This is a genomic window from Bacillus sp. EB106-04-02-XG92 (genome assembly GCF_058791995.1).
Genome location: NZ_JBYTEA010000001.1, coordinates 248,510 through 268,460 on the forward strand (window position 1 = coordinate 248,510; position 19,951 = coordinate 268,460).

Annotated in this window: 19 protein-coding genes; 4 read left to right on the forward strand and 15 right to left on the reverse strand. The window is 35.9% G+C overall.

The genetic code is table 11. The annotated features are described in order from the left end of the window. Window positions 1-204: 204 nt before the first annotated feature. The 6 genes from ctaG to ctaB all read right to left on the reverse strand — a co-directional run bounded on the left by ctaG (window position 205) and on the right by ctaB (window position 6,117). Window positions 205-1,110 carry a cytochrome c oxidase assembly factor CtaG gene (ctaG, locus tag AC3WVA_RS01185; RefSeq protein ID WP_048530645.1) on the reverse strand — a complete coding sequence of 302 codons (906 nt, stop codon included), beginning with the start codon at window positions 1,108-1,110 and terminating at the stop codon, window positions 205-207. 85 nt (window positions 1,111-1,195) lie between these two features. Beyond that, window positions 1,196-1,528, reverse strand: a complete 333-nt coding sequence (gene ctaF, locus AC3WVA_RS01190) for a cytochrome c oxidase subunit IVB (protein WP_000985699.1) — start codon at window positions 1,526-1,528, stop codon at window positions 1,196-1,198. A 3-nt stretch (window positions 1,529-1,531) separates the two neighbouring features. After that, window positions 1,532-2,155, reverse strand: coding sequence for a cytochrome c oxidase subunit III (gene ctaE / locus AC3WVA_RS01195; protein WP_000557861.1), 624 nt, complete (start codon window positions 2,153-2,155; stop codon window positions 1,532-1,534). Then, window positions 2,155-3,990: a cytochrome c oxidase subunit I gene (gene ctaD, locus AC3WVA_RS01200; protein WP_180235629.1), complete on the reverse strand. Its 1,836-nt coding sequence runs from the start codon at window positions 3,988-3,990 to the stop codon at window positions 2,155-2,157. The genes ctaE and ctaD overlap by 1 nt, the downstream gene beginning before the upstream one ends. Window positions 3,991-4,050: 60 nt before the next feature. Then, complete coding sequence (gene coxB / locus AC3WVA_RS01205; RefSeq protein ID WP_048530648.1) at window positions 4,051-5,100, reverse strand: cytochrome c oxidase subunit II; 1,050 nt, start codon at window positions 5,098-5,100, stop codon at window positions 4,051-4,053. 93 nt (window positions 5,101-5,193) lie between these two features. Then, window positions 5,194-6,117, reverse strand: a complete 924-nt coding sequence (gene ctaB, locus AC3WVA_RS01210) for a protoheme IX farnesyltransferase (RefSeq protein ID WP_492321756.1) — start codon at window positions 6,115-6,117, stop codon at window positions 5,194-5,196. Between the two features lie 496 nt (window positions 6,118-6,613). On the opposite strand from ctaB, the gene ctaA reads away from it, so the two are divergent. Next, a complete protein-coding gene (gene ctaA, locus AC3WVA_RS01215) occupies window positions 6,614-7,549 on the forward strand; it encodes a heme A synthase (RefSeq protein WP_492321757.1) in 936 nt (311 codons plus the stop codon). 86 nt (window positions 7,550-7,635) lie between these two features. Here ctaA and pyc read toward each other — a convergent pair whose 3' ends face one another. The 3 genes from pyc to AC3WVA_RS01230 all read right to left on the reverse strand — a co-directional run bounded on the left by pyc (window position 7,636) and on the right by AC3WVA_RS01230 (window position 13,011). Next, window positions 7,636-11,082, reverse strand: a complete 3,447-nt coding sequence (gene pyc, locus AC3WVA_RS01220) for a pyruvate carboxylase (protein WP_098880832.1) — start codon at window positions 11,080-11,082, stop codon at window positions 7,636-7,638. A gap of 334 nt (window positions 11,083-11,416) precedes the next feature. Then, window positions 11,417-12,598, reverse strand: a complete 1,182-nt coding sequence (gene ftsW, locus AC3WVA_RS01225) for a putative lipid II flippase FtsW (protein WP_098344976.1) — start codon at window positions 12,596-12,598, stop codon at window positions 11,417-11,419. Between the two features lie 125 nt (window positions 12,599-12,723). Beyond that, window positions 12,724-13,011: an Fpa/YlaN family protein gene (locus AC3WVA_RS01230; protein WP_000135695.1), complete on the reverse strand. Its 288-nt coding sequence runs from the start codon at window positions 13,009-13,011 to the stop codon at window positions 12,724-12,726. 150 nt (window positions 13,012-13,161) lie between these two features. Between AC3WVA_RS01230 and AC3WVA_RS01235 the strand changes: the two genes are divergently transcribed. After that, a complete protein-coding gene (locus AC3WVA_RS01235; protein ID WP_071758755.1) occupies window positions 13,162-13,659 on the forward strand; it encodes a hypothetical protein in 498 nt (165 codons plus the stop codon). A gap of 47 nt (window positions 13,660-13,706) precedes the next feature. On the opposite strand, the gene AC3WVA_RS01240 is transcribed toward AC3WVA_RS01235, so the two are convergent. Both AC3WVA_RS01240 and AC3WVA_RS01245 read right to left on the reverse strand, forming a co-directional pair. Continuing rightward, window positions 13,707-15,035, reverse strand: coding sequence for a PhoH family protein (locus AC3WVA_RS01240; protein WP_048530663.1), 1,329 nt, complete (start codon window positions 15,033-15,035; stop codon window positions 13,707-13,709). A 250-nt stretch (window positions 15,036-15,285) separates the two neighbouring features. Further along, window positions 15,286-15,741: a pyridoxamine 5'-phosphate oxidase family protein gene (locus tag AC3WVA_RS01245; RefSeq protein ID WP_048530664.1), complete on the reverse strand. Its 456-nt coding sequence runs from the start codon at window positions 15,739-15,741 to the stop codon at window positions 15,286-15,288. Window positions 15,742-15,886: 145 nt separating this feature from the next. Here AC3WVA_RS01245 and AC3WVA_RS01250 point away from each other — a divergent pair, with 145 nt between their 5' ends. Continuing rightward, window positions 15,887-16,087 (forward strand): YlaI family protein, encoded by a 201-nt coding sequence (locus AC3WVA_RS01250; RefSeq protein ID WP_033662466.1) that lies wholly within the window; start codon window positions 15,887-15,889, stop codon window positions 16,085-16,087. 35 nt (window positions 16,088-16,122) lie between these two features. Here AC3WVA_RS01250 and AC3WVA_RS01255 read toward each other — a convergent pair whose 3' ends face one another. The 3 genes from AC3WVA_RS01255 to typA all read right to left on the reverse strand — a co-directional run bounded on the left by AC3WVA_RS01255 (window position 16,123) and on the right by typA (window position 18,715). After that, complete coding sequence (locus AC3WVA_RS01255; protein WP_071758753.1) at window positions 16,123-16,398, reverse strand: hypothetical protein; 276 nt, start codon at window positions 16,396-16,398, stop codon at window positions 16,123-16,125. Between the two features lie 14 nt (window positions 16,399-16,412). Next, a complete protein-coding gene (locus tag AC3WVA_RS01260) occupies window positions 16,413-16,715 on the reverse strand; it encodes a YlaH-like family protein (RefSeq protein WP_087958542.1) in 303 nt (100 codons plus the stop codon). A 155-nt stretch (window positions 16,716-16,870) separates the two neighbouring features. Beyond that, the gene (typA, locus tag AC3WVA_RS01265; protein WP_000914759.1) at window positions 16,871-18,715 is read right to left on the reverse strand and encodes a translational GTPase TypA; all 1,845 of its coding nucleotides are present in this window, start codon (window positions 18,713-18,715) and stop codon (window positions 16,871-16,873) included. Between the two features lie 140 nt (window positions 18,716-18,855). Between typA and AC3WVA_RS01270 the strand changes: the two genes are divergently transcribed. Next, window positions 18,856-19,035 (forward strand): DUF5325 family protein, encoded by a 180-nt coding sequence (locus AC3WVA_RS01270; RefSeq protein ID WP_000400130.1) that lies wholly within the window; start codon window positions 18,856-18,858, stop codon window positions 19,033-19,035. Window positions 19,036-19,079: 44 nt separating this feature from the next. Here the strand turns inward: AC3WVA_RS01270 and AC3WVA_RS01275 are convergent, their stop codons facing one another. Then, window positions 19,080-19,871, reverse strand: a complete 792-nt coding sequence (locus AC3WVA_RS01275; RefSeq protein ID WP_048530689.1) for an inositol monophosphatase family protein — start codon at window positions 19,869-19,871, stop codon at window positions 19,080-19,082. Window positions 19,872-19,951 lie beyond the last annotated feature (80 nt).

The window sequence follows — 19,951 nt, forward strand, 5'->3', positions numbered from 1 at the left end:
CTTGTTTATTAAAGATAACAATATGAGCTTGTAACTCTCTAAAAAACTTGCACTACACATGGAATCATTATGTATTAAAGCTAGTAGTAAATCTTATATCCACTTTTAGTACATGCCTACACTAACTTAACATAAATAAATTGAAAATTCAATCTTTTATTGGTTTACTAAAATCAAAAAAGTGTATGGAAACCCATACACTTTTTACTTAGTCTGTAAATACGGAGGCAATTGTTGCAACTGTTCTTTATCCTTTTCACGCTCTCTACGTGCCCACCTAAAAAATACATAGCCAATAATCGTACCGTACACTATTTCCTGGACAATTTTCATAATGATGCCGCCTGTTTGTTGATCTTGCACGACCGGCATCCAGTGTAAAAATTCCGGTCCAGTTATATTTAAATCAGATAAAGTTCCCGCTGGTACACATAGTTCCATCGCCTTCATCCAAGCAGCCGGATCCGTATACGTTGCAAATAATGGTGCCGTCGCAAAAATGATTAACGCACAAGCTGGCGTTAATAATATACCGTTAGCAAACATATAACCAAGTTTCTTTATATCACTTAAAGTTTGATATTCTGGTAATGGATTTAGCATCGGCCACCACATCATGATTGCTGTAAAGAACAATATAGCGAGACAAATAGGATGAGCAATTTGACTTTGTTTTACTGTGTCAAAAACAACTGGTAAATGATAAAAAGAAAACAGGCCATTAAATACAAACAATGCAATAAGTGGCTTAGCAAATATCTTCAATATAATTTGAACGAACTTAAAAGAAGTAATGTAACGATATAACCATACTGGTATACCAAGCAACAATAACGGTGGAACGGCAATATACATGACTGCCATTTCAAACATATGTGCACTAAATATAATATGACCAATTAAATCGATAGGCCCTCCCTTCACAAAATACAAAAGAACAATCCCGGTCGTAAAATAAAAAACTTGCTTCTTACTTACCTTTGTCGCATGTTCAAATCGCATTCTATATGGCCCAATAATTAAAAAGTACCCGATAAGGATCGAAAGCATAAATAGTAAAAAGATTGGACTCCATAGAGCTTGAAAACCAAATATCCATAAGTTACTCATTGTCACACCTACCTTCTTAAGGTTACCCTTCCACATAACATGAAGAGGGAGCTGTGACGACACAAGCTCCCTTATTCTTCACTTTTCAAATCCACACAATTGTCATAAAAGCTAAAATTGTAATTAACCCGATTAACAGACCAGAATACAGAAAGAAACTTGCCGCTTCATGTCCTTTATGACTCATATGCATAAAATAATACAATTGAAAAATTACTTGTACCACCGCTAATAGTAAAATAAATGGTACTGAGAAAGTCGGACTAAAAGTTTTCGGATATGCTACTGCCGCAAATGCAACTAATGTTAAAAAAATCATTAATGCAAATGTAATAACTTGATGCTTCATTTCCTCTGCACTTTTTCTCTTCCGATAAACAAGATCAACTTTAGGATTATTCGTTTGCTTTATCGCCATTGTTTATCCCACCATTCCCATCAAGTATACTACAGTGAAAATAAACACCCACACTACGTCAATAAAGTGCCAATAAATTGATGCAACATAAAACTTCGGTGCATTGTATAAATTTAGACCTCTCTTCGCATTTCTAAAGATTAATGTTAAAATCCAACATAATCCAAACAATACGTGGAGTCCATGTGTACCAACAAGAGCATAAAACGCGGAACCAAATGCACTACTTCTCATAGTATGCTTAAATTCATGTGTATAATGATAAAACTCATATATCTCAAATCCTAAAAAACCTAAACCTAACAGCACTGTTACTAGTAGCCAAAGTTGCATTTTTTTAAAGTTAAAGTTTTTCATATGATACATCGCATATACGCTCGTTAAACTACTCGTTAATAAAAGCATCGTCATAATGAAAACGAGTGGCATTTGGAACATCTCTTGAGATGTTGGCCCACCATTTGTAGAATTCTTTAACGCCAAATATGTGCCAAATAAGGAAGCGAACAATACTGTTTCGCCTCCAAGAAATAACCAAAAACCGACAAACTTATTTTTCCCTTCAAGGGTTGCTTTTTCAGGCTCTGCTGGAAATGTTTCATTCGTTAATTTTTCATCTACATGCATTATGCCTTGCCCCCCTTATCTTCTAAATCTTCCTTATGAATATGATATCCGTGATCATCGATTATTGAACGTAGGAACATCGCGCCAAATGTAATGATTAAACCGATAATTGCTACTAATAACCAAAACTTATCTTTTCCACCCTGCATATACATTGCACCGAATGCCGCTATAAACAATCCTAAAGAAATGACAAATGGTGAAAATGATGGATTCGGCATATGAATATCACCAACTGGTTCCGCCGCTGTCATCTCTTTATTCCCTTCACGTTTTTCAATCCAAAACGGATCTAACCCGCGAACAAATGGTAATTGTTTAAAGTTATATTCTGGTGTAGGCGCTGGCATTGTCCATTCTAATGTACGCGCATCCCATGGATCTCGACCAGCCTTTTCTTTTGAAACTGTCGTTTTAATTACATTGAATAGAAGAACAATCGTTCCAAGAGCCATAAATATCGCTCCAATTGAACTAATCATATTCCCCATTTCCAACCCTTGGCCTTCAAGATATGTGTAGTAACGACGTGGCATACCAATTAACCCAAGGAAATGCTGAATAAAGAACGTTAAATGGAAACCGATAAAGAATAACCAAAATGTTATCTTTCCTAACGTTTCATTCAATACTTTATTAAACATTAGTGGCCAATAATAATGAGCTCCGGCAAGTAAACCAAATACAACACCGCCGACGATTACATAATGAAAGTGAGCTACTACGAAATAGTTATCATGAAATTGATAATCCGCTGGTGCAGATGCTAACATAACACCTGTAACTCCCCCCATTACGAATGATGGAATGAAAGCTACCGCCCACATCATCGGTGTCGTAAAACGAATACTTCCTCCCCACATTGTAAAGAGCCAGTTGAATATTTTAATACCAGTCGGTACTGCAATCGCCATTGTTGCAACTGAGAAGATAGCATTTGCAACTGGACCAAGCCCAACAGTAAACATATGATGCGCCCATACCATAAATCCTAAAAATCCAATTAATACTGTCGCGAACACCATCGACGAATAACCAAATAATCGTTTTTTCGAAAATGTCGCGAAGATTTCTGAGAATATTCCGAAAGCTGGGAGTATAAGAATGTATACTTCTGGATGACCGAAAATCCAGAATAAATGCTCCCATATAATCGTATTGCCACCCAATGCTGGATTAAAGAAACTTGTTCCAAATAAACGATCTAACATTAAAAGTCCTAACCCTACAGTTAACGGCGGAAAAGCGAATAATATTAGTGAAGATGTTACAAATGTCGTCCATGTAAACATCGGCATACGCATATACGTCATCCCTGGTGCACGCATATTAATAATAGTTACAAGGAAGTTAATACCTCCAATTAATGTACCAATACCGGAGATTTGTAAGCCGAGTACATAAAAATCAACACCATGGCCTTTAGAAGCTAAAGCTAAAGATGCGTAAGATGTCCATCCTGCATCAGGTGCTCCACCTAAAAACCAACTTAAATTTAAAAATACTCCACCAAAGAAAAATAACCAAAATCCAAGTGAATTCAAAAACGGGAACGCTACATCACGTGCACCAATTTGAAGTGGTACAGCGGCGTTCATAAATGCAAACACGAGTGGCATAGCTGCGAGGAAAATCATTGTTGTACCGTGCATCGTTAATACTTGATTATAAGCATCCCCAACAAGAAAAGCGTTGTTAGGAATCGCTAATTGAAGGCGAATAAATAGAGCTTCTATTCCGCCTATTACAAAAAACAATCCACCTGCAATTAAATAGAGAATGGCAATCTTTTTATGGTCTACTGTCGTTAAATAATCCCATATGACAGCACCCATCCCCTGTTTTTTTGCTACAGAACTCACGTTTTCAACCTCCCCTTCGCGAATAATCCCTCTTTACTTTTCAACTTTTAACGTTTGTAAGTATGCATTTAATGCATCAATTTGATCATCCGTTAAGTTGCCATACTTACCAGTCATTTTATTTCCTGGTTTCATATTTTCAGGATCTTTCAGCCATTTTTTTAAGTTTTCTTCATTGTTTTCGGCAATACCGGCAACCGTATCGCGATCCGCAAAGTTTGCTAAGTTTGGTGCGATACGAGCGGAAGGTGGTCTACTATCATTAGATCCAACTGCGTGACAACCAATACAGCTCTTATTAAATATTTCTTGGCCTTCTTGCGCCTTCGTTGAGGCTACTTCTTTCTTCCCATCAATCTTCTTCATATCAGCAAGCCACTGTTTGTACTCGCTTTCATCTAAAGCTTTCACTTTGAATTGCATTAAAGAATGTGATGGGCCGCAAAATTCTGTACAAAAACCATTATAAGTGCCCGATTTATCTGCCTTTAACCACATTTTGTTCACATTATCTGTGTTTGTATCCATTTTCCCAGCTAAAGATGGAACCCAAAACGAATGTTTAATATCGGCACCCTTCAAATTCAAATACACTTTCTTACCTGTGGGGATGACTAAATCTTGAGAAGTTACTATTTTTTCTGATTTATAAGAAAATTCCCACCAATAAAGATTCGCTGTTACATCAACAACGATAGTATCTTTATCAATATTCTTTTTCTCCATTGCACTTACATCAGCAAGTTTGAATGTATATGTAACCGTCGGAACAGCTAAGATTAACAAAAGAATAATCGGAATAACTGTCCATATAATTTCTAGTTTGTGATTCCCTTCAACTTGCTCCGGAATATAATCTTCCTGACCTTTCTTTTGTCGGAAACGCACAATTACATATAAGAAAATAATAGTAACTACTAGTACTACTCCTACCATGATCGCACTTGCTAGTAAGAGCAGATCATATTGCATTTTTGCTACTTCTCCTTGCGGAATTAAAGTAGATTGAAAGGCTTTACCGCATCCCCCTAACAGTAAAGCCAGCAGTGAAACGAACGAAAGCAGTCGCCACTGTTTCTTCATACAAACAACCCCCACTTTCCTTGTGAATTAGATTGTACTTTATAGTTAAGTAAAGTAAATCTCAACGTAAAGAAATCCAATTATGCCGTTGTCTTAGAAGAATGTAACTACAATCATTGATACAAATAAGATTGTTAAATAATTTAGGGAATAAACAAACATTTGTACGGACCATTTGATGTCATCTTGCTTACGGAAGCCATAAAATCCTAAAATGATCCAACCGATGTTAAGCAGTGTTGCAATTACCATAAATGTTATCCCTAGTCCACTCATATAAAATGGTAGTGGTAATAAACATACTGTCCAAATCATAATTTGGCGTTTCGTAATTTCAAATCCATGAACTACAGGAAGCATTGGAATTCCTGCATTTCGATATTCATCAACACGTTTCATTGCTAATGCAAGGAAATGTGGGATTTGCCAAATAAACATAATCAAAAATAACATCCAAGCAATTGGATGACCTAAAGATGGATCGATTGCTGCCCATCCAATTAAAGGTGGAACTGCACCAGAGATACTACCTACAACAGTATTTAGTGTATACTTTCTTTTTGTCCATAAACTATATAGAACAACATATGTGAAAGCACCAATAAACCCCATTAACACTGCCATTGGTGTTGTTAATAATAAAAATACAAATCCAAGAAGTAATATAACTAATCCAAATGTAAGTGCAAATCCTGGTTTATACTTTCCAGTAACCGTTGGACGGGTCTTTGTTCTTTCCATTAATGGATCGATGTCTCGATCAATGTAGTTATTCAAACAACATACCCCTGCCATAACTAATCCAGAACCAACGATTGTAAAAAATAACTTATCCAGATTGTCAATCACACTTAATCCATTAAAGTGTAATGCCAACCAAAATCCTGTAAATACAGTAAGTGTATTTGAGTTTACAATCCCCATTTTAACGAGTGCTTTCAAATCTTGTAACCGAGTTGTTTCCGGTACAATTGTAACAGCAGACTCATCATGCAGCTCACTTGTTGCATGGTTCATCACTTTAACCCCCTCTTAAAACTTTCATCTTTCTTTTTGCGCCTATTTCGAATGAAATATTTCGCTTCTATATAGCAATATTATTACAGTAGAAACATTGTTAACCCATTCTACTACTAATCTACGCCCATACTCCAATATATTAAATCATATTTCCCGAACATTTTGTGAAGAAAACATGAACTTTTTGTGTCGAATGTAAAAACTTAATTGTTACTTATCCATATCATAACATGATGTTACCTTCTATCATAAACTTTTTTGTCATATTTAACACGTATTCTCCCCATTTCTTTTCAAAATAGCCTATTTTTCACCTAAAAATTTCCTTATATATCTTATTTCCACACCCATTTTCTCTCCCCTGTCTCCACCCGTCATTTCTTTGCTATTTTATTATTTTTTATATATCATAGGAACTAGCGCGTTTTATTCTATACATAATGGAATGAAAATATTTCGCAATAACTTCATAGCAGAAAGATGGTGAAAGAGATTGCAACGCTTTATTAAATGGTTAGCAGTCATTACGAGTCTTGATTTATTAATAGTTTTATTAGGAGGCGCCTTAGTTACAAAAACAGGTTCTGGCCAAGGATGCGGTAAATCATGGCCACTTTGTAACGGTGAATTTGTTCCATCTAATTTATCAATGGAAACTATTATTGAACTAAGTCATCGCCTTACATCAGGATCAGCAGGAATTCTTGTCACTCTCCTTTGTATTTTGTCCTGGAAATATTATAAACATATGCGCGAAACAAAAACGTTAGCAATTTTATCCTTCGTATTTTTAGTTGCACAAGCATTAATGGGAGCTGCAGCAGTTGTTTGGGGGCAAATGCCAGCTGTACTTGCTATCCATTTCGGTATTTCCTTAATTTCATTTGCTTCTGTTATTTTATTAACGTGTCTGATCTTTGAAATTGACCAAAAATTTGATGCACGTTCACTTATTATGGACAAAAAAATGAAATTTCATATTTACGGTGTAACAATTTACTGTTATCTCGTTGTCTACACAGGTGCTTTAGTACGTCACGAACGAGCTAGCTTAGCCTGTCCAGACTTTCCTTTATGTAGCAAAAATAGACCTATGCCAACTCAGTTACATGAATGGGTTCAAATGGGACATAGAGTTGCAGCGATGTTAATTTTCGCTTGGATACTATACGCGATGATTCTCGCTATTCGTCATTACAAACAGCAGCCTGTCGTATACTGGGGATGGATTATTTCATTTATCCTTGTTACGCTTCAAGCTATCGTAGGGATTTTAGTTGTATTTACAAATGCTAGTTTAGCAATGGCATTATTACATTCACTATTCATTTCTTGCTTGTTTGCTGTACTTTGCTATTTAGTTATGTTAGGTACAAGAAGTAAAGTGAATGCAAAAGAAGCTGCATCAACTTCTAAACAAACAAAATAAATCCACATTAAAATACCTTGCCGAATTGGCAAGGTATTTTTTCGTAATAAAGAAAAAGAGCTGCATTTACACAGCTCTTTCCTATTTTAGTGATCTAATTCAATAAGTAAGTCACCCGTTTGAATTGCATCTCCATCGTTAACATAAACTTTTTTCACTTTACCATTGAACGGCGCTTGAACTGTCGTTTCCATTTTCATCGCTTCTGTAATTGCCATAGAATCGCCTTTTTTCACTTCATCGCCTTCTTTTACAACTACTTTAATAACCGTTCCTGGCATTGTTGCACTAATGTGGTTTGGATTTTCACGGTTTCCTTTCACACGTTGTGCCACTGTTGCTTTCACACTTTCGTCTTTCACAACAATCTCACGTGGTTGACCGTTAAACTCTAAGTAAAGAACACGATTTCCATCTGGCTGAGGCTCTCCAATTGATACTAGTTTAACCATCAACGTTTTACCTTGTTCAATTTCCACATCGATTTCTTCACCAAGTCTCATACCATAGAAGAATGTCGGTGTATCAAGCACAGATACATTTCCATAAAGCTCAGCAACTTTTTCATAATCCATAAATACTTTTGGATATAATGCATATGCAACGACATCAAAAATCGTCACTTCGCGTCCAAGTTTATGGAATAGCTCTTCTTTTAATGCGTCGAAATCTACTGGCTCTAATAATTCACCTGGTCTTACTGTTAACGGCTCTTTCCCTTTTAAAATAATTTCTTGTAACTTTTTCGGGAAACCACCATATGGTTGTCCTAAATCTCCTGAGAACATTTCAACAACAGATCCCGGGAAGTCCATAGAATGCCCTCGCTCTAAAACATCTTGTTCTGTTAAGTGATTTTGAACCATAAATAATGCCATATCACCGACAACTTTTGATGATGGTGTTACTTTAACGATGTCACCAAACATGTCATTCACACGTCGATACATTACTTTTACTTCATCGAAGCGATCCCCTAAACCTACCGCTTTCGCTTGTTGTTGTAAATTACTATACTGTCCACCTGGCATTTCGTGCATATATACCTCTGTATGAGGAGCATTCATACCACTTTCAAACGGTGCGTAGTATTTACGTACATCTTCCCAGTAATGAGATAGTTTTTCTAATGAATCTATATTAACGTCTGGCTGTCTTTCGTTTCCACCTAACGCATAGTATAGCGTGTTCGCACTTGGTTGTGACGTTTGACCAGCCATAGAACTTACTGCTACATCAACAATATCAACACCTGCTTCAATGGCTTTCGTATACGTTAATATACCATTCCCACTCGTATCATGTGTGTGCAGGTGAATCGGAATCGATACCGTTTCTTTTAACGCTGAAACTAGATCATACGCTGCATTTGGTTTTAGTAAGCCCGCCATATCTTTAATACCTAAAATGTGAGCTCCTGATGCTTCTAACTCTTTTGCTAAATTTTTATAGTAATTTAAATCATATTTACTACGTAACGGATCATGAATATCTCCTGTATAACACATTGTTGCTTCTGCAATTTTACCAGTATCTCGTACAGCATCAATCGCAACTCTCATACCTTCTACCCAGTTTAAGCTATCAAAAATACGGAACACATCAATTCCAGCTTGAGCAGAACATTCCACAAACTTTTGAATTAAATTATCCGGATAGTTTTTGTAACCAACTGCATTTGAAGAACGAAGTAACATTTGGAATAAAACGTTTGGCATTTTTTCACGAAGATCTAGTAATCGTTCCCATGGATCTTCTTTTAAGAAACGATACGCAACATCAAACGTTGCACCGCCCCACATTTCCGCTGAGAATAGATTCGGTAACATTCTCGCTGTCGGTTCTGCAATTTGATGTAAATCTTTTGTACGAATACGCGTTGCAAGTAATGACTGATGTGCATCACGGAATGTTGTATCCGTTAAAAGTACACGTTTTTGATCTTGTACCCATTTTACCAATCCGTCCGCTCCACGCTCATCCAAAATTTGTTTCGTTCCATTTTGGATTGGCTCAGAATGTAATACATTCGGTATACGAGCATCTGGGAAAATTGGTTTCTCTTTTTTCCCTACTCCTGGGAAACCATTTACTGTTACTGTTCCAATGTAATTTAACATTTTCGTTCCGCGGTCTTTACGTTTCGGGAACAAGAATAATTCAGGTGACGCATCAATAAATGAAGTGTCATATTCTCCTGATAAGAAGTTTTTATGTTTTACTACATTCTCTAGGAATGGAATATTTGTTTTAATACCACGAATACGGAATTCTTTTAAGTTACGTTCCATTTTCGCAGCAGCTTGTTCAAAAGTAAGTGCCCATGTTGTAACTTTTACAAGTAAAGAATCATAGTACGGTGTAATAACAGCACCTTGGAAACTATTACCTGTATCAAGACGAACACCGAAACCACCACCTGATCGGTATGCCATAATTTTTCCTGTATCCGGCATGAAATTATTTAGTGGATCCTCAGTCGTTACACGTGATTGTATTGCAAATCCATGTACAACAACTTCATCTTGCTTTGGAACACCTACTATCTTGCTATGTAATGCATGTCCATCAGCTATTAAAATTTGTGATTGAACGATGTCTACTCCTGTAATCATTTCTGTAATCGTATGTTCTACTTGAACACGTGGATTTACTTCAATGAAATAGAAGTTATCATCTTTTACAAGGAATTCAACAGTTCCTGCGTTTAAATAGTTTACATTTTTCGTTAACTTCACAGCAGCATCACAAATACGTTGACGCAAATCATCTGAAAGTGACACGCTAGGTGCAATTTCTACAACTTTTTGATGACGACGTTGTACAGAACAGTCTCGCTCGTATAAATGAACAACATTACCCTCTTCATCTGCTAAAATTTGAACTTCTATATGTTTAGGTTTTTCAACGAATTTTTCTACGTATACTTCATCATTACCAAAGGCTGCTTTTGCTTCTGACTTCGCTCTATTATACGATTCTCTTAATTCTTCACTAGTTCGTACAATACGCATACCACGACCGCCACCGCCAAGGGAAGCTTTAATAATAATCGGGTAATCATACTTTTCAGCAAATTCTTCGACTTCTTCTATTGAATCTACTGGACCATCACTACCAGGAATAACTGGAATTTGTGCTAGCTGCGCTTGTGTTCTTGCTTTCACTTTATCTCCAAACATATCTAAATGCTTACTCTTTGGACCGATAAAGATAATCCCTTCTTCTTCACAACGTTTTGCGAATTGAATATTTTCTGACAAGAAACCATATCCAGGGTGGATTGCATCTACATGATTACTTTTCGCAATCTCAATAATGCCCTCAATATCTAGATAAGCATCAATTGGCTTTTTCCCTTCCCCAACTAAATAGGACTCATCGGCTTTATAACGATGATAAGAACCACTATCCTCTTTAGAATAGATTGCAACTGTTTTTAATCCAAGTTCCGAACAAGCTCGAAACACACGAATTGCAATCTCTCCACGGTTAGCTACCAATACTTTTTGAATACGTTGCAGCTTTGTCATGATTTTCCCCCTCTACTTTCCTACCACTCTAGAGATAAAATATATACACACCATAAAGAGCGTGAAGTTCTTCACTTTCTACATTATATTATACTTAGAAAGCTTCACTTTATTTTTATCCATCATACCTTATTTTTTAACAAATGATAAGTTTTCTGATCAATTTGTTTCACAAAAATAGTATAGCATAACTCTTCCTTTTCTAACAACTCAATTGTATATCACATTAAATTAAATGTGATATATTTTTTGCGATTAATTCGAATTAATATATCATATTTAAAATTTCTTAAAAATAAAAAAACACATCGCGCTCTAAAGCACAATGTGTTTTTTATTTCACAACTACAAGACGTGGTCCATCTTGTTCTCTTTCTTTCATTTCCTCATTTTGCTGTTTCTCTTGCCGTTTTACATGACTAGCAATATTTAATAATATACCCATCGCAATTAGATTAGCCAATAAAGAACTACCGCCATAACTAATAAATGGTAAAGGCACCCCTGTAAGCGGTATTAATCCAGACATACCACCAACATTAACAAAGGTTTGTATCCCAAGTAAACTTGCAATTCCGATCGCAATTAAACTCCCAAATGGATCTTTACATTTTTGCGCCACTCTAAACGACCGAATGATAATAAGTAATAAACAGATTAAAATGATAGCTACTCCTATAAACCCTAGTTCTTCAGATATAATCGCCATAATAAAATCCGTTTGGGGCTCTGGTAAATAGCCATACTTTTGTATACTGTTTCCTAGTCCTCTACCATTTAACCCACCTGAAGCAATTCCAATAAAGGAATTAACTAATTGAAATCCATCATTTTGAGGATCACTAAATGGATCAAGAAAAACTGAAAATCGCGCTTTTTGGTATTTACTTAATTTATAGTCCCCAATAAAATACAACGCAGGAATCCACACGACAGATGTTAATAAAAATCTTTTTATCCACAAGTTAACATTAACTCCTGAACAGAAGAACATAATTAACACTATTCCACCTATTAATATGTCAGTCCCTAAGTCATTTTGTAATAAAATTAATACCACCGATCCACCGACAACAAATAGGGGAGGTATTATTCCTTGGAAAAAAGGGGTTTGCCTCTCTTGTTTCTTAGCAAAAAAACTTGCTAGCGTAATAATAACTACTATTTTTACAAACTCAGCTGGTTGTATACCTAGTATCCATCCTTTTGCGCCATTGATTTCCTTACCGAAAAGGAGAGCTGCTGTTAGTAATACAATACTCCCTAGCCCCATCGCTGTTAAAACTATTTTTTTCCTCCACAATTTATAAGGGATTATAACAATAATCACAAGCATTACCGTTCCAATAGCAAGAGCAACTAATTGTTTTTTAAAAAAATGATCTGCTGGCCAGTTATATTTCGACAAAATCGCGACAATGGAACTAGAACTATATACCATTATAACTCCCAACACACATAAGATAACAAGAGGAAGTAACAATGAGTAATCCATTGATTTCCATACTCTTTTCATTTCATTTCCTCTCTCTGTTTCAATTTAATTATTGTTGTATTCCATATGTACATTGATTCTTCCTGCTTTATTATACAAATAAAAAGCCCAAACTTTTTCAGTTTGAGCCCCCTTATTTGAACCCGTTATTGTTGTTTGTTTGTAAATGCTTCATGAAGTGCAGATAACTCACGTTCAAGCTCTCCTAACATTGCTTTCCCTTGTTCTTCTGCAATAAGACCAAGGCGAACTGCAAAATCGACCTCGCGGGATAGTCCAAACATTTGTGTGTCTAACACTTCTTCATATAATGGACATTGCGGCATTGTAAGATGGTCCATTTGCACCTTAATAAGTCTTAAAATCTTCTCCGCATCCGCTTGTAGAAGGGCTAGTGCCTTTTCCTGATGATTTGATACTGTCTCAGACGCCAAATTGATTCCCTCCGTTTCCGTCCTACTCTCTCCTATCTATTAATATTAGCGATAGTTTTAATAAATTGCAATAGAAACATTTTTTGTGACAATAGTGTCTAATACTATTATACTGAAAAGTGGGAGTATAACACAAATGGGGGAACAACAATGAGCGAAATTTTATTTATTAATGGAAAAGTTCGTTTTCCAATCACTATCGATCCAACCGTTTGGATCTTTGATGATCGAAAAGTAGATTTGACAACTTACTTTGATGAAACGAGAGAAAACATATCAGAACTAGAAACTTATTTAAAAAACACTTCAGAGCATTGGGATCGCGAAATTCGTGATGGCGCTGCGTTTCCACCAATACAACAGAGTGTAAAGAAATATAAAAAAGAACAGCTAATTACTGGAACATTCGGTATACCATTCCATCCTTTTCTTGTTAACGCCGAGATTTTAGATGACGCTACGCAAGTCGACATTGAAACAGTAGATCAAACAATAACGCTTCCGTTAGAAACCGTCAAAAATGCTATTCTTGGTTTTTCAAAAGAAGGGAAACCATTAAAAGAAGATGGACCCGTTCATCTATATTACAATGATGGATCTAATAGACAAAACCCGATCCGTAACATCCGTAAATTTACCATTATGTAACGTGTACATGCAAAAGAAAAAAGGAGTGAGCCAAGGCTCACTCCTTTTTATAATAAATCTGCTGCTAGTTGAGCTAAATTAGATCGCTCTCCTTTAACAAATTTCACATGACCACTAATACGTTGCTCTTTAAACTTCTCTACAACATATGTTAAACCGTTATTATACTCATCCAAATACGGATGGTCAATTTGCTGGGGATCTCCCATTAATACGATTTTACTTTTTTCTCCTACCCTTGTTAGTATCGTTTTCACTTCATGCTTCGTTAAATTTTGTGCTTCGTCAATTATAATGAACTGATCTGGAATACTTCTTCCGCGTATATAGGTAAGGGCCTCCACTTCAATCGAGCCCATTCCAGCTAAAATAGCATCTAACTCTCCTGGCTTTTTCGTATTAAATAAATACTCTAGATTATCAAAAATCGGTTGCATCCACGGTCTTAACTTTTCTTCTTTTTCTCCTGGTAAATAACCGATATCTTTTCCGACCGGAACAATTGGCCTTGCAACGAGTAGTTTTTTATATAACCCTAAATCTTCCGTTTGCATGAGTCCCGAAGCTAAAGCTAGTAATGTTTTTCCTGTACCAGCTTTCCCCGTCAACGTTACTAGCGGAATATCTTCACGGAGCAACAATTCTAACCCCATAATTTGCTGCACATTTCGTGGTCGTATTCCCCATACTTGTTCATTGTGAAAAATAAGTTTCTTTACCTTCTTACCTAAATGATCCACCATGCCAAGTGCTGAACTAGATCCTCCTAATGCATCCTTCATTACTACAAACTGATTTGGATAAAAAGGATGATTTGCAATTTCGGATAAAGGCAATTCACCTTTTTCATAAAAATAATCCAATTGCTCTTTTGATATATACCCTTCTAAAAATCCTGAATATATATTTTCTACTTCAATTACGCGGTCGCTTAAATAATCTTCCGCTTTCAAACCAATTGCATCGGCTTTTACCCTTACGAGCACGTCTTTACTTACTAAAATAACAGACTTCCCGTCCTCTTTTTCTTGCTCTTCTAAAGATAGATTTTTTGCTACAGCTAAAATTCGATTATCATTTGTCTTTTCTACAAAAATATCTTGTAGTTGAACAAATGAACGATGATTTAATTCAATACGAAATGTACCGCCGTTTTCTAGCGGAATACTTTCATGCAGCTTTCCTATTTCACGAAATTTGTCTATTAACTTAGATACATAACGAGCGTTTCGTCCTACTTCATCCATATAACGTTTTTTCGAATCAACCTCTTCTAATACAACTGCTGGAATCACTACTTCATTGGTTTCAAATGAAAAAATAGATAAAGGATCCTGCAAAAGTACATTCGTATCTAACACATAAATTTTATCCAACCTGTTACCCCCTGACTCCACTTTTAAATTTGTAGAACAAGGGTTTCATCCATAAAATATGGACGAACCATTGTTATAATTATATGTACCGTATAAACGAGGTAGAATCGAAATTCATAGCCATTAAACCTTTTATTTATTTTTTATTCATTTCTATTCAATATATTACTTTTAATTATAATTATTAACATAAGATCACAATAACTGATTAAAAAAGTTTATAACTGACTGACTTTCTTATTTATCACATTTATAATTCTTTTATCCCTACTAACACTTGGTTATCCAGCTTTTTCGCTGCACGAATATCATATGTTTTTTCATACGTTGGTTCAGTTGCAAGTTTCGCTCCATAAAACATAACATCACGTACTTCTTGTACATTTACTTCTATTACAGTTAATTTTAGAGGAATGCCTTCCATTCTATCAGTCAAAATTTCACCTGTACCACTTATGGAAAATACGGATTCATTCGCCATTATAGTCAATACCACTCCAGTACTATGCCGTATATTTTCCACAATACGTGAACGTTGATCTACTGCAAATCGAATACTAGTTTCACTCACTGCATACACCCAAGAAATAGCACTTACGTTAGGAACTTGTTTTTCGAAATCTGTTGTTGCTACCATAACAATACACTCTTTACGTAACGTTTGTACCAAATCATCTGTTAGTGTGGGCTCTACTACATTCGCCATATTTCCACCTCCAAATATACTTAATATATTCTTATCATAACTTATTTTTTGAATTGCGAAAATATTATTTTTTCCCACTATTATTCAAAAACATTATACTTCCATGATATACTTATACTGATAGAATTCGTATTGAGGTGACGAAATGAGAGTCAAATGTATGATTTGTGATAAAAAAGATATGTTAGATGATGAAAATCCTATGGCAAAAAAACTGCGTAATCGCCCTATTCATACATATATGTGCATGGAATGTTCGGAACGAATTGCTGAGCGTACTATAGAACGCCATGCTAGTGGTAATTTCCGATTATATCGTGATAAAAAAGTAGAAGACGATTGGTAAAACTCAAATAAGTCCTTATCTATATGATTAAGGACTTATTTGTATTTTTCTGGTTCACGATTCATTTGGTCCAAGAAACAATCAATAGCTTCTAACGGAAACCTTGCAGATTTTCTTTCCCCATTCATTTCATATGAAATCAAATACATTTCTTCGTTCTTTTCAACTTCCACATTCTTTAATTTGTGCTCTTCATATATCATATTTTGAAATAGTATATACGTTTCTTTTGCTGCATTATCATCTGGACGTGCTTCGGCAACTGTTTTAATTGTTAACCAATTATATAATGCATCTTGCACTGAACGCATAAAACTCCGCCCCCTCATCCTGCTTTTTGTTGTCTCGCTTGATGTAATCGCAACCTATAAATCCCAAGCACAATTGCCGCTACAACAAGTCCCTCTCCAACAGGTAAAAAAACTGCAAAGAAAGTTAAAACTGTACATCCAATCGCTAACGATATATATATCACTATATTTTTTACTATTGATAGTTTTCTTGCAAAACCTAAATTATACACAAGTGCGCTTAATATAATAATAACGCCATACAGTAACCACATCCCTAGTTCTGGATTTTCATCAACTTTACATAACTTCGCAAAAAACGACATCCTTTCTAACATCATTCATCCCCCTTCCTCACAAAAAAAATTTTATTTATGTACTTAATACAAGAGTAACCCGCAAAAAAAATACTGTCCACAAAAAAAGAGTAAATATTCTAAAAATAAATACGATAAAAAGAACAACTACCCTCAAAGGTAGCTGTTCTAATATTTTACGCTTCTACAGATTTCTTTTTCTTAGCAGCTCTTTCGCGCTCGCTCTTATCAAGAATCTTTTTACGTAAACGAATTGATTCTGGAGTTACTTCACAGAACTCGTCATCGTTTAAGTACTCTAATGACTCTTCTAAAGTCATTAAGCGTGGTTTTTTCATTGTTGAAGTTTGATCTTTCGTTGCAGAACGAATGTTAGTTTGTTGTTTCATTTTTACAACGTTAACTGTTAAGTCATTCTCACGAGTGTGTTCTCCAACAATCATACCAGCATATACTTCAGTACCTGGTTCAACAAAGATTACACCACGGTCTTCAACTTGCATAATACCGTATTGTGATGCTTTTCCTGTTTCAAGTGAAACTAGAACACCTTGGCGACGTCCACCAACTTGTCCAGCGTGTACTGGTTGGTAGCAATCGAATGTATGGTTTAAAATACCGTAACCACGAGTTAATGTTAAGAATTCTGTTGTGTAACCAATTAAACCACGTGCTGGGACCATGAAAGTAAGGCGAACTTGACCGTTTCCGTTATTCACCATATCTAACATTTCACCTTTACGTGCACCCATAGATTCCATAATAGAACCAGTGTACTCTTCAGGTACATCGATTTGTACGCGCTCTACAGGTTCACATCTTACGCCATCAACTTCTTTAATGATTACTTCTGGCTTAGATACTTGTAGTTCATAACCTTCACGACGCATGTTTTCAATTAGGATAGATAAATGTAATTCTCCACGTCCAGATACGATCCAAGCATCAGGAGAATCTGTATTATCTACACGTAAACTTACATCTGTTTCTAATTGTGAACGAAGACGCTCTTCAATTTTACGAGATGTGATGTATTTACCTTCACGACCTGCAAATGGACTGTTATTTACAAGGAACGTCATTTGTAGTGTTGGCTCATCAATACGTAATAATGGTAACGCATCTTCATGCTCAACCGGACATACTGTTTCACCAACGTTAATGTCTTCCATACCTGAAACGGCTACTAAGTCACCAGCTTTTGCTTCTTCAATTTCTTGACGTTTTAATCCAATGTAACCGAATAATTTTGTTACACGGAATTGTTTTACACTTCCGTCAACTTTCATTAAAGCAACTTGTTGTCCTACTTTCATTGTACCGCGGAATACACGGCCAACCCCAATACGTCCAACATAGTCATTGTAATCAAGAAGTGCTACTTGGAATTGAAGTGGCTCTTCGCTGTTATCGATTGGCGCTGGAATATGTTCAATAATTGTATCAAATAATGATTTCATATTCTCTTCTTGATTTGCTGGGTTTGAATCTAAGCTTGCTGTTCCGTTCATTGCTGATGCAAATACAACTGGGAACTCTAATTGATCTTCGTTCGCACCAAGTTCGATGAATAAATCGATTACTTCATCAACTACTTCATCAGGACGAGCGAAGTCACGGTCAATTTTGTTTACAACTACGATTGGAGTTAAGTTTTGCTCAAGAGCTTTCTTTAAAACAAATCGTGTTTGTGGCATACAACCTTCATATGCATCAACAACAAGTAAAACACCATCAACCATTTTCATGATACGTTCTACTTCTCCACCGAAGTCAGCGTGACCTGGTGTATCTAAAATGTTAATTCTTTTATCTTCATAGTGAATCGCTGTATTTTTTGCTAAAATTGTAATACCGCGTTCTCTTTCTAGATCATTTGAATCCATTGCGCGCTCTTCAACGTGTTCGTTTGCACGGAAAGTCCCCGCTTGACGTAATAACTGGTCAACAAGTGTTGTTTTACCATGGTCAACGTGGGCAATAATTGCTATATTACGTAAATCTTGTCGTTTTTTCAACATGTCCAACTCCTAATGTCTTTTTAATCCTTCTCTATTATAAGAGCGAAGGGGATACAATAGCAATTAAAATAAAATCAAGAATGAAAATATAGTTGTATTCTTACTTTTGTGAAAGTAAAATGAGATTGGAGGGTGAAGAAATGGAACACATTCAATATCGCTTTTTATTAACTGCAATTATCGGTGTTATCTTCTTAATCGGTATCGGCATTATGGTTGCTGAAAATAGTCCAATCGGTGTTATTATTTGCATTATCGGCACATTTGTTACAGTTGGATACGGTTTTGTAACAAAAAGAAAAATGCGAAAATCGCAATAACGTCAAAAAGTAAGAAGCGTGTATACAGCCTCTTACTTTTTTTGTTACTCCGATATAAACGATAACACTTCTTCATACACCCCTGGTTTCGCAACTAATACACTGCTCTTCTCTACAATAGAAAGCGTTGCTCCAGAGAATGTTGTCACCTTGCCTCCAACTTCCTCCACTATTATCTGCCCCCCGCCAAAATCCCATGGTGATAATCTCGGCGTTACATATGCATCTATTCTCCCTGTTGCAACGTATACCATCTCTAATGCGGCACAGCCATATGATCTTGTTCCCCTTGCTTTCTTAACAAGTGCCATCATACTTTCCATATTAAGCAATGGATTGTCGGTAAGCCATATCGCATTTAAAGCTACAATCCCTTGCTCTACAGTCCCTTTTTCTAATAAAGGTATTGGTACTTCATTGCAAAATGCTCCAGCACCTTTTAGCGCATGATATAATTCATCATGAACTGGATCATAAATAAGTCCAATTTTTCCGATACCGTTCTCATAAATTCCAATTGAAATTGCAAAATTTCTCTTTTGATGAACAAAGTTCATCGTGCCATCAATTGGATCAATTAACCAAACAACCCCATCAGAAGAAGTTACCTCATCTCCATAACCTTCTTCCCCTAAAATAGTATGATTCGGGAATGTCTCTTTAATTTTCCCAATTAAAAACTGTTCTATTTCTCGGTCCATATTTGTTACTAAATCAGCTGCATTGGATTTCGTTTCTATAATAAGTGCTTTTTTCATTGATGCCATTAAACGCTCTCCCGCATCTCGAATCCACTGTTTGGCGTGTGCATCGATGTCTTTCCATACTTCTTGCATGTTTAAACACTCCGATCTATACTGTTCACAGAAAAAACGAACCCTTTATAAGGTTCGCACCAACTAATTTTTTATACATA

Bases quoted from the DNA above. Each gene is read 5' to 3' on its own strand.
- pyc (WP_098880832.1), bottom strand. From the start codon at position 11,082: ATGACAAAGCTGCAACGTATTCAAAAAGTATTGGTAGCTAACCGTGGA.
- AC3WVA_RS01270 (WP_000400130.1), top strand. From the start codon at position 18,856: ATGGAACACATTCAATATCGCTTTTTATTAACTGCAATTATCGGTGTT.
- ftsW (WP_098344976.1), bottom strand. From the start codon at position 12,598: ATGAAAAGAGTATGGAAATCAATGGATTACTCATTGTTACTTCCTCTT.
- AC3WVA_RS01255 (WP_071758753.1), bottom strand. From the start codon at position 16,398: ATGCGTTCAGTGCAAGATGCATTATATAATTGGTTAACAATTAAAACA.
- AC3WVA_RS01245 (WP_048530664.1), bottom strand. From the start codon at position 15,741: ATGGCGAATGTAGTAGAGCCCACACTAACAGATGATTTGGTACAAACG.
- AC3WVA_RS01235 (WP_071758755.1), top strand. From the start codon at position 13,162: ATGAGCGAAATTTTATTTATTAATGGAAAAGTTCGTTTTCCAATCACT.
- coxB (WP_048530648.1), bottom strand. From the start codon at position 5,100: ATGAAGAAACAGTGGCGACTGCTTTCGTTCGTTTCACTGCTGGCTTTA.
- AC3WVA_RS01250 (WP_033662466.1), top strand. From the start codon at position 15,887: ATGAGAGTCAAATGTATGATTTGTGATAAAAAAGATATGTTAGATGAT.
- ctaB (WP_492321756.1), bottom strand. From the start codon at position 6,117: ATGAACCATGCAACAAGTGAGCTGCATGATGAGTCTGCTGTTACAATT.
- ctaE (WP_000557861.1), bottom strand. From the start codon at position 2,155: ATGCATGTAGATGAAAAATTAACGAATGAAACATTTCCAGCAGAGCCT.
- AC3WVA_RS01275 (WP_048530689.1), bottom strand. From the start codon at position 19,871: ATGCAAGAAGTATGGAAAGACATCGATGCACACGCCAAACAGTGGATT.
- AC3WVA_RS01260 (WP_087958542.1), bottom strand. From the start codon at position 16,715: ATGTTAGAAAGGATGTCGTTTTTTGCGAAGTTATGTAAAGTTGATGAA.
- typA (WP_000914759.1), bottom strand. From the start codon at position 18,715: ATGTTGAAAAAACGACAAGATTTACGTAATATAGCAATTATTGCCCAC.
- ctaF (WP_000985699.1), bottom strand. From the start codon at position 1,528: ATGGCGATAAAGCAAACGAATAATCCTAAAGTTGATCTTGTTTATCGG.
- ctaD (WP_180235629.1), bottom strand. From the start codon at position 3,990: ATGGGTGCTGTCATATGGGATTATTTAACGACAGTAGACCATAAAAAG.
- ctaG (WP_048530645.1), bottom strand. From the start codon at position 1,110: ATGAGTAACTTATGGATATTTGGTTTTCAAGCTCTATGGAGTCCAATC.